Here is an 11,248-nt window from a genome sequence, read left to right as displayed (position 1 = left end):
ACCCGGATCTATGTGCTGGATGGCTACGGCCAGCCTGTGCCGGTGGGGGTGGCGGGCGAGATCCATATCGGCGGTGCGGGGGTAGCGACCGGCTACCTGAACCAGCCGGAGCTGACAGCCGAGCGCTTTGTTGCCGATCCGTTCAGCAATGAACCGGGTGCACGGATGTACAAGACCGGGGACCTGGCACGCTATCGTGCCGATGGCAACCTGGAATTTTTGGGACGCAATGAYCACCAGGTGAAGTTGCGCGGCATGCGCATCGAACTGGGCGAAATTGAAGCGAAGCTGGCGCAGTATCGCGGGATCAAAGAAATTGCGGTGATTGCACGCGAGGATCAGCCGGGCGACAAGCGGCTGGTGGCGTACTACACGGAAGACGAGCCGGGCACGGTGGAAGCGGAAGGCATGCGCGTGCAGCTGTCGGCGACGYTGCCCGARTACATGGTGCCGGCTGCCTATGTCGCACTCGACACCCTGCCGCTGACGCCGAATGGCAAGCTYGACCGCCAGGCGCTGCCGGCGCCGGAAAGTGGAATCCACACAACGCAAGCTTATGAAGCGCCGGTAGGCGATACGGAAATTGCCGGGGACCTGGCRCGCTATCGTGCCGATGGCAACCTGGAATTTTTGGGACGCAATGATCACCAGGTSAAGTTGCGCGGCATGCGCATCGAACTGGGCGAGATCGAAGCGAAGCTGGCGCAGTATCGCGGGGTCAAAGAAATTGCGGTGATAGCACGCGAGGATCATCCGGGCGACAAGCGGCTGGTGGCGTACTACACGGAAGACGAGCCGGGTACGGTGGAAGCGGAAGGCATGCGCGTGCACTTGTCGTCAACGCTGCCCGAATACATGGTGCCGGCTGCCTATGTCGCACTCGACACCCTGCCGCTGACGCCGAATGGCAAGCTTGACCGCCAGGCGCTGCCGGCGCCGGATGGCGATGCCTATGCGAGTGACGTTTTCGTGATCCCTTGTACAGAGCCACTTAAGCAGCAACGTGACACAATCACGACGATTGAAGNGAGGATCAGCCGGGCGACAAGCGGCTGGTGGCGTACTACACGGAAGACGAGCCGGGCACGGTGGAAGCGGAAGGCATGCGCGTGCAGCTGTCGGCGACGTTGCCCGAATACATGGTGCCGGCTGCCTATGTCGCACTCGACACCCTGCCGCTGACGCCGAATGGCAAGCTTGACCGCCAGGCGCTGCCGGCGCCGGATGGCGATGCCTATGCGAGCCATGCATATGAAGCACCGCAAGGCGAAGTCGAAACCACGCTGGCGGCGATCTGGGCCGAAGTGCTGGGGCTGGAGAAAGTGGGACGTCACGATAATTTCTTCCAGCTCGGTGGACATTCACTGCTGGTAGTAACGCTGATCGATCGCATGCGCAAGATAAACCTGCATGCGGATATACGAATTTTATTCACTGCTCCGACGCTGGCGGCATTGGCCGCTGCCGTAGAAGACATGGAGGTTGCACTGTGAGTGTTCCCGAGCTATTGCGTCAACTGGATGAGAAGAAGATCGCCCTGACCATCAAGGGGGAGGAACTGATAGTTCAAGGCAAAAGAAATGCGCTGGAGCCTTCCTTGCTTGATCTTCTGCGGAATAACAAAAGCGAACTGATTCAATTAATCACAGACGGAAAATATATAGCGCCGAGAACTACGGCGATTGAAGTTCCAAAAAATGGAATCCCGACCGGATGCAATGCAATTACGTCGGAGATGCTCCCGCTCGTAGAACTGTCAAACGAAGATATCGCCCTCATTGTTCGCTCTGTTGAGGGGGGCGCTCCAAATATTCAGGATATTTATCCTCTGGCTCCGTTACAGGAAGGCATTCTTTTTCATTATCAGCTTGAAAACAAGGGCGACATGTACCTGGCGCCGATGATGTATGACTTTGCAACAAAGACGCAGTTGCAGGAGTACATCAATGCGCTGCAAGCTGTAATAAACCGACACGACATCCTGCGCACGTCTTTTTTTTGGAAAGGCATCACCGAACCGGTCCAGGTTGTATGGAGAAAAGCCAAGCTGATCGTTGAACAGATTGAGGTGCTTCCGCAATTTGGCAATGCTGCCGAAAACCTGAGAGCCCGGTTTGATCCGCGCCATTATCGAATCGATCTTGGACAGGCACCGCTTATGCGGGTGTTCATTGCACACGACACCTCAACAGATAACTGGTCTGCGCTGTGGCTGAGTCATCATTTGCTGAGCGACCCCACCACGCACCGCGTTCTGCTTCAAGAAATCGAGGCACATCTGGCTGGCCGCTCCATGGATTTGACAACGCCATTTCCATTCCGCGATTTCGTCGCCCAAACGCGGCTTGGTTCAAGCCGGCACGAGCACGAAAGCTTTTTTAAAAGTTTGCTGGGTGACGTAGATGAACCCACGGCACCGTTCGGTTTGATGAATGTGCATGGCGACGGTTCCGAAATACTGGAGGCATGGCAGGAACTCGACCTTTCACTTGCCAGAAGACTGCGTGAGACGGCGCGACGGCTCGTCGCGAGCCCGGCAACACTATGTCATTTGGCATGGGCATTGACGCTTGCACGACTGTCGGGGCGCGATGATGTGGTCTTTGGCACCGTGTTGATTGGACGCACGCAGGGCCACGAAGGAACGGATCGGGCCCTAGGGCTTTTCATGAACACCTTGCCGGTACGAATCCGGATCGGTGAAGACTCCGTGCAGAAAGGCCTGCGCACCGTGCATGCATTGATGGCCGACCTGCTGCGGCATGAACATGCGTCGTTGGCGCTAGCCCAACGCTGCAGCGCAGTCCCCCCGCAGACCCCGTTGTTCACTTCCATTCTCAACTATCGCCATAATCCCCATGCAGGACGGAGCGGTAGTGATATCGCGGCACCCGCTTCGCCTTCGCCGACAAATTCAGCGACGCGGAACTTCGAACTGCGCACCAACTATGCGCTAACCTTGAATATCAATGACGAAGGAGAAGGCTTCGTACTCAATGCGCAGGCGTGTTCACCGATAAACCCGCAGCGTATACACACGTATATGCAAACTTCGCTCGCGCAATTAGTAGATGCCCTTGAATGCGCGCCGGATACACCATTAAATGTGATCGACGTACTGCCGCCGGAGGAACGTCAACAATTGCTGGTCGAATGGAACGCAACCAGCGCAGACTACCCGCGCCACCTGTGCATTCACGAACTGTTCGAGACACATGCCGCCGCGGCTCCGGAATCGGTAGCGGTCGTACACCGGGAACGCAGCATCACCTATTGCGAGATCAACGCCAATGCTAACCGGCTGGCAAGACATATGCAGCGCCAGGGAATTTTACCGGGCATGCCGGTGGCGTTGCTGCTCGATCGCTCAATCGAGATCATCACGGCTGAAATCGCAGCCGTCAAATGCGGCGCCGTGTTTGTCACCCTTGATCTTGGCGCGCCGGCCGCGCGCCATCTGTTTATCATTGAAGACTGCCAGGCCAGCATGGTAGTGACGGATTCGGGAGTGTCACTGCCTGTGCCGGATGGCGTCATGCGCCTGGACCTCGATACCGTCGATCTCGGGACCAGCGATACTGGCAACCTGAGCGTATCAGTTAGCAGCGAAGCCGCAGCGCATATCACTTATACCTCCGGCTCCACCGGACAACCGAAGGGAGTCATCGTCCCCCACCGGGCCATTGGGCGGGTCGCAATCAACAACGGCTATGCCAGTTTCAATGGCAGTCACCGTTTCGCATACTCGTCCAATCCGGCGTGGGACGCTAACACACTCGAAGTCTGGGTGCCACTTCTCAATGGTTCATCCATTGCAGTCATTGATCAGCCGGATGTCCTCGATCCGCAACGCTTTAGAGAAAGCCTGAGAGCGCACGCCGTTAACGTTCTATGGATAAGCGTAGGCTTGTTCAACCAGTACGCGGGTTTTCTAACCGATGTTCTTCCAAAACTGAACTACCTGATGGTTGGCGGGGACGCGCTGGACCCTCGCGTAATCGCACAGGCGATGCGCAATGGCCGGCCCGAACATCTGATTAATGGATATGGACCGACAGAGACGGCAGTCTTTGCGATCACGCATGAGGTTGCTTCGGTTGCCGAAGACGAAAAAAGCATTCCGATCGGACGCCCGATCTCGAACACGCAAATTTATATTCTGGATTCTCGTGGCTATCCCACGCCTGTGGGCGTGACGGGAGAAATTCACATAGGAGGAGTTGGTGTAGCGCTTGGCTACGTGAACCAGGCTGAACTGACGGCGGAGCGCTTTATCCCTGACCCGTTTGCGGATGCGACAGGCGCGTTGATGTATAAAACCGGAGACCTTGGGCGCTATCGGGACGACGGCGTCATTGAGTTCAGGGGACGGAATGATTTTCAAGTCAAGGTTCGCGGATTTCGCATCGAGCTGGGCGAGATCGAGGCACGCCTTTCCGCTTATCCGGGTATTCGGGAATCAGTCGTGCTTGTGCGCGAAGACCGCCCAGGCGACAAACGTCTAGTAGCGTATTACACCGCGGCAGACGACGCGCCCAAACCATCCTTTGAGGCATTGCGGGCGCACCTGCAGGAAACGTTGCCTGAATACATGCTGCCCACTGCATTTGTTCGACTTGACACGTTCCCGCTCAATCCAAACAACAAACTGGACCGTAAGGCACTACCCGAACCCGGCATTCAGGCCATTGCCACCGATGACAAGGATTTGCCGCGCGACGAAATCGAAACGGCCATTGCCAGGATATGGTGCGCCATATTGAAGATCGAAAGGGCAGGTCGCACTGACGACTTTTTCGACCTTGGCGGGCATTCTCTGCTTGCCGTTCGAACCGCATCCCGGGTCCGCGATGTCCTCGGCGTGGAGATCAGCGTAACCGAACTTTTTCTCCGGCCGACGCTGGAAGAGTTCGCAAATTCAGTTAAGGCCGCCGCGCGCAGCAGTCTGCCACCCGTACAACTCGTGGCACGCGATCTGCCGCTCGCCTTGTCTTTCGCACAGCAGCGTCTTTGGTTCCTGGCCCAGATGGAAGGCGTAAGCGAGGCGTACCATATCCCAATCGCTTTCCAGATGACGGGGCCTCTGCATGTCGGTGCGTTGCGCCAGGCGTTGGATTGCATCGTTGCGCGCCATGAGGCATTACGAACCACGTTTGCTTTGTTTGAGGGGAAACCTGCCCAACAGATTCTTCCGAAGGATATCGGTTTCTCATTGCAGGAGCACGATCTGCGCGAATATATTGATCGGGACAAAGAACTTGAACGTTTGCTGGACGAAACTGCAAACGCGCCTTTCAACCTGATTGACGGCCCGCCAATCCGCGGCTGCCTGCTTCAAACCGCTGACGATCAGCATGTAATGATGGTGACGATGCACCACATTGTCTCGGACGGCTGGTCATTAGGTTTGCTTACAACCGAGTTTTGCACGCTTTATCGCGCATTCGTTCAAGGTCAACCCGATCCACTGCCACCACTGGCGATTCAGTACGCCGACTATGCGGCATGGCAAAGACGCTGGGTTGACGGCGCGATACTGGAACGCCAGGCGGACTACTGGCAGCGCACTCTGGCAGACGCGCCGGTACTCCTCGAATTGCCGACCGACCGGCCTCGCCCTGCGCAACAAAGCTATACGGGCGGCACCGTCATCCTGGAGCTTGACGCGCAGTTGACGGCTGCATTGAAAGACCTTGGACAGCGACATGGAACCACGCTGTTCATGACCATGATGACGGCTTGGTCCGTCGTGCTAGCGCGCTTGTCAGGACAAAGTGACTTGGTGATCGGCACGCCGACAGCGAACCGACTTCGTGCTGAGATCGAGCCCCTTATCGGCTTTTTTGTCAATACGCTCGCGATACGGTTGGATCTGTCAGGGAATCCGACGCTGGAGCAACTGCTGCTACGGGTAAAGTCTCAGGCGCTCGCTGCCCAGGAAAACCAGGATCTTCCCTTCGAACAGGTTGTCGAACTAGTCAGGCCGCCAAGAAGCATGGCCCATAGTCCGTTGTTTCAGGTCTTGTTCGGATGGCAAAACAACGATCAGGGTGAACTGGACCTGCCAGAACTGGCATTGGCACCGGTCAGCACCGGATCTGAGATGGCAAAATTCGATATGTCACTCAACCTTGCGGAGGCCGACGGCCGCATCGTGGGTGCCTTGGTTTACGCAGCCGCGATGTTTGATCAGGATACAGTTGAACGCCATCTGGGGTATGTGCGCAACGTGCTGGTGGCAATGGTCACGGATGACCAGCAGCCGCTAGACCAGGTGTCATTGCTGGATACGGCAGCGCGCCAGCAGATACTGAAAGACTGGAATCGGACCGACGCTGCCCGCTCTTTCCAAACCGTGCATGCGCTCTTTGAGGAGCAGGCACGTAGCAATCCCCACGCCATCGCGCTCGTGGCGGAACAGGGACAATTCACCTATGGCGAGCTGAATGCGAAAGCGAACCAGCTCGCGCATTATCTGAGGAGTCTCGGCGTAGTTGCGGAGACGCGTGTTGCTATTTGCGTCGACCGTGGGCTCGACATGGTCGCCGGACTTCTGGCGATACTGAAGGCCGGGGGTGCCTATGTGCCAATGGATCCCGACTTTCCGGGGGATCGCCTAGCATACATGCTGCAGGATAGTGCGCCTGCAGTTCTTCTGACGCAACGCAACTTGCAACACGTCGCTGCGTCACATCAGATTCAAACGGTCTATCTTGATGCGGATACGGCATTCTTGGATGCCATGCCGGATACGAATCCTGCGACGGTTTCGCTGCCAAACCACCTTGCCTACGTTATTTACACATCCGGTTCGACCGGAAGGCCGAAAGGAGTGGCTATCGAGCATGGCGCATTGAGTAACTTTTTGGCATCGATGGCCAAGGAGCCGGGCTTGGAACCCGGCGATGTTCTTCTGGCAGTGACGTCGCTGTCGTTCGACATTGCAGGACTTGAGCTATACCTGCCATTGATCACAGGAGCGAGGGTTGTTTGCGCCCGTCGTGAGGCCGCACTGGATCCGGCCCAGCTGTCAACGCTGATTTGCGCCCATGATGTATCGATGATGCAGGCAACGCCGTCGACCTGGCGCATGTTGCTGCAAGAAGACTGGTCTCCGTTCCCGCGGACCCTGAAGGTGCTTTGCGGCGGCGAGTCGTTGCCTGCCGCGCTTGCCGAAGGCCTGCTTGCACGCGTCCCTGCAGTCTGGAACATGTATGGACCGACCGAAACAACAATCTGGTCTGCACTTCATCGCGTGACGTCAGCTGACGTGGCGGCGCGAATTGGTCGTCCTATTGACAATACCCGTATTTATATCCTTGATACGAGCGCACAGCCGGTGCCGATCGGGGTCGCGGGTGAGCTGCATATCGCGGGCGACGGTCTCGCGCGCGGGTACCTGAATCAGCCGGAACTGACGGCGCAACGCTTCATCGATGAGACGCTTGGTGGGCCAACTGGCTCCAAGATGTACAAGACGGGCGACCGGGCACGATATCTGCCCAATGGCGATATCGAATTTCTGGGGCGCCTTGATGATCAGGTGAAGGTGCGTGGTTTCAGAATCGAACCGGCCGAGATCGAAGCGGCCCTGGCGACACATCCTCAAGTCAGGCAATGCGTCGTAGTGGCGCGCGAAGATGTGGCTGGTGATACGCGACTGGCGGCGTACGCCGTTTTGCAGGATGACGAGACGGGTACGGAATCTGAACGGAACACGAATCAGATGGGCTTCAGCCTGTTCTATTTTGGCTCGGATACCTATGAGCAAACTGACAAATACCGTCTCTATCTTGAGGCCGCGCGCTATGCCGACGAGAACGGGTTCGAAGCCGTATGGACACCCGAGCGGCATTTCCACGAAGTCGGCAGCCTGTACCCAAATCCAGCGATATTGAATGCAGCGCTTGCCACCATAACAAAGTCGATTCACTTGCGGGCCGGTAGCGTGGTGCTGCCCTTGCATAATCCCATCCGGGTTGCGGAAGAGTGGTCCGTCGTGGACAACCTGTCACGGGGACGTGTTGGGGTATCGTTCGCGACCGGCTGGATGCCAAGAGACTTCGTTCTTGCGCCCGACAATTATGCCAATCGCAAGGATGTCATGGCTTCCGGCATCGAGACGGTCAAAGCGCTCTGGCGCGGCGAACAGATCGGCTTTCAGGATGGAAGTGGAAAGCAATCGAAGATTACAATTTATCCCAAGCCGGTACAGACTGAACTGCCTGTCTGGGTCACTTCTTCCGGCAACCCTGATACGTTCATTCAGGCGGGACGGCTTGGCGCCAATATCCTGACCCATTTGCTGGGTCAAAGCATTGAAGAAGTCGCAGCCAACATTACACTCTACCGGCAGGCTCGTGCCCGGCATGGACATGACCCGGATGCCGGACGAGTCACGCTCATGATCCATACCTTCATGGGAGAGGATTTTAACCAGACCCTGGAAAATGCGCGTGAACCCTTCATTCGGTACATGCGCTCTCACTTGGGATTGCTCGAAGCATTTGCAAAGGCGATGGATGTCCCGACCGACAACTTGAAGGAGTCGGAGGTCGAGACAATTGTTTCATTTGCATTTGAGCGCTATTCCAGGACAGCATCGCTCATTGGAACGCCGGATACCTGCCTCCCTGTGGTTGAACGCTTGCGAGACATTGGTGTGGATGAACTGGCATGCCTGGTCGACTGGATCGAGCCCAATCAGGCATTGCAAGGGCTGCATCATCTGAATAAGCTGCGTCAGCTGGCGAAAAAGACCACGCCTAGTATCAGGGACGTGCGCAAGCACCTGGCAAGAATCCTTCCCGATTACATGCTTCCGGGCAGTGTGACTTTCCTGGATCGTCTGCCGCTTACCCCTAACGGCAAGCTGGATCGGAAGGCGCTGCCCATGCCGGATTTGGCTCCATCCAGACGGACTTATGAAGCGCCGGTGGGCGAGACGGAAATTTTGCTGGCCGCCATCTGGGAAGACGTATTGCGGGTAGAAAACGTCGGCCGCCATGACGACTTCTTCGAGCTTGGCGGCCATTCATTGCTCGCCGTTGACCTGATCGCGCGCATGAAAAAAATGAGATTGGACATCGACGTGCGCACGGTTTTTTCAAGCCCGACGATCGCTGAAATGGCACTGTCGTGCGCAAGGATCAAGGAGATTGCACTGTGATGCTTTCGGAACTGATCGAGCAGCTCAACGAAAAAAATGTTGCCCTCGCAGTGAGAGGAAGCGAATTGATCGTTCGCGGAAGTGAACGCATAGTAGACGAGCCTGCGTTAATTGACGTCTTGAGGCGCAATAAAGACGCATTGATGGCACTGATTCAGTCAGGCGATTACCTCGGCCCCGATGGCATCGGAGAAGTACCGGAAAACCGGATTCCGATAGGATGCAGTGCAATCACGCCAGACATGCTGCCATTGATGGAGGTCACGGCGGAAGAGATCGAATGCATCGTCAGTGCCGTGCCTGGCGGCGCAGGGAATGTGCAGGATATTTATCCGTTGGCCCCGCTGCAGGAAGGGATGTTTTTTCATTACATCAGTGGGGAGCGCCGAGATCCTTACTTGTCGCACGTGTTGTTCAGTTTCGAATCACGTCGCCAGATGGATGCGTATTTCGAGGCAATGCAGTCCGTCATCCACCGCCATGACATTCTTCGCACTGCCGTTCTGTGGGAGGGACTGCACGAGCCCGTGCAGGTCGTGTGGCGACACGCCCCACTGAAGATTGAGGATCTGGAGTTGCACCCCGAATCCGGCAATTTCGCAAAGCAGCTCCTTGAACGCTTTGATCCATCTCACTTCCGTCTCGACATTCGAACCGCTCCGCTTATCAAGATTGTCGTCGCCTGCGATTCGCTTTCGGGTCGATGGATTGCGCTGGCGTTAAGTCATCACCTTGCCATCGGCGGCGCAACGTTGGCAGTCATACAGGAAGAAACCAAGGCTGTTCTGGAAGGAGAAACGCGAAAGCTGCCGGCGCCGGTGCCGTTCCGTCATTTTGTTGCGCAGGCCCGTCATGGCGCCCGTATCCGACTGCAGGATGCATTTTTCAAAGAGATGCTGGGTGATGTACATGAGCCAACTGCACCTTATTCTCTGCTCGAGATATCCTTCGATGGATTGCCGATCAAGGAAGAAGGGCTGCATGTCGAACCATCGCTCGCACGACGGTTGCGCGCGGCCGCACGCATGCTGCATCTCAGTACCGCCACGCTGTTTCACCTTTCGTGGGCGAGCGTGCTGGCCCGTGTCTCAGGGCGCAGCGATGTCGTGTTTGGAACGGTATTGTTCGCCGGTATGCGCGATGGTGACGGCAAGATGCGGCTTCCCGGCATGTTTATCAACACCTTGCCCATCCGTATATCCATAGACGGCTCACCGGTTAAAAAGCGCGTAGAAGACGTTCATGGCTTGCTGACCCGGCTGATGCGCCATGAGTTTACGTCCCTTGCACGTGCGCAGCGCTGCAGTGGCGTGATTGCGCCCACGCCATTGTTTGGTGCTCTACTGAATTATCGGCACAACCCTGACAGGAATCCTCTTCCGGCGGCGCATGTTGCCGAGCCGGACATGGGTACTGAGCGGGGAGGAGAAGGAATCGAGCTGCTAGGCGGTAGCGCGCACCGCACAAACTATCCGCTCACGCTGGAAGTCGACGATTTCGGAGAGTCATTTCATTTGAGTGCAATCGCGCAAATGCCAATTGATCCCGAGCGGATATGCACGTACATGCATACGGCGCTGGAGCATCTGGTGCAGGCGCTGGAACAGGCGCCCATGACGCCGATTCGCGAGATCGAAGTACTCCCGCACGACGAGCAGAGATGCTTGCTTGTGGACTGGAACGCAACACAGGCCGACTATCCGCAAGACCAGTGCATGCATCAGCTGTTCGAAGCACAGGCAGCAGCCACGCCGGACGCAGTGGCGCTGCTGCATGAAGCACAACAGCTGAGCTACGACGAACTCAACCGCCGCGCCAACCGCTTGGCGCGTCACCTGCGCACGCTGGGTGTGGTGCCCGATGCGCGGGTAGCGATCTGCATGGAACGCAGCATCGACATGGTGGTCGCGATCCTGGCGGTGATGAAGGCTGGCGGCGCCTACGTGCCGCTGGACCCGGCCTATCCGGCAGAGCGGCTCGCCTTCATGCTGCAGGACAGTGCCCCGGTCGCGGTGCTGACGCACGAACGCCTGCCGGCACCCGTGCTGGGAACACTCCGGCTGGGCGTGACGGCAAGCA

At 57.1% G+C, this 11,248-nt stretch carries 3 protein-coding genes and 1 pseudogene; all 4 read left to right on the top strand.

Annotation, left to right across the window (positions count from 1 at the left end; translation table 11 throughout):
• Positions 1-1,027 (top strand): annotated as a pseudogene (locus tag ASE07_RS30925) (AMP-binding enzyme); the annotation flags it as partial.
• 1 nt (position 1,028) lies between these two features.
• On the top strand, positions 1,029-1,493 hold a 465-nt coding region (locus tag ASE07_RS29515; RefSeq protein WP_235548574.1), incomplete at its 5' end, for a phosphopantetheine-binding protein.
• A complete protein-coding gene (locus ASE07_RS22705) occupies positions 1,490-9,169 on the top strand; it encodes a non-ribosomal peptide synthetase (RefSeq protein ID WP_057293107.1) in 7,680 nt (2,559 codons plus the stop codon). The genes ASE07_RS29515 and ASE07_RS22705, both read left to right, overlap by 4 nt.
• Positions 9,169-11,248 (top strand): condensation domain-containing protein (locus tag ASE07_RS22700; RefSeq protein WP_235548573.1); only part of this gene is annotated, 2,080 nt, incomplete at its 3' end. The genes ASE07_RS22705 and ASE07_RS22700, both read left to right, overlap by 1 nt.

The organism is Noviherbaspirillum sp. Root189 (genome assembly GCF_001428545.1).
In the GTDB taxonomy this organism is placed as follows: Bacteria; Pseudomonadota; Gammaproteobacteria; order Burkholderiales; family Burkholderiaceae_D; genus Noviherbaspirillum.
The sequence above is the reverse complement of the archived record's forward strand: the minus strand, read 5'-3'. Positions and strand labels throughout refer to the sequence as shown.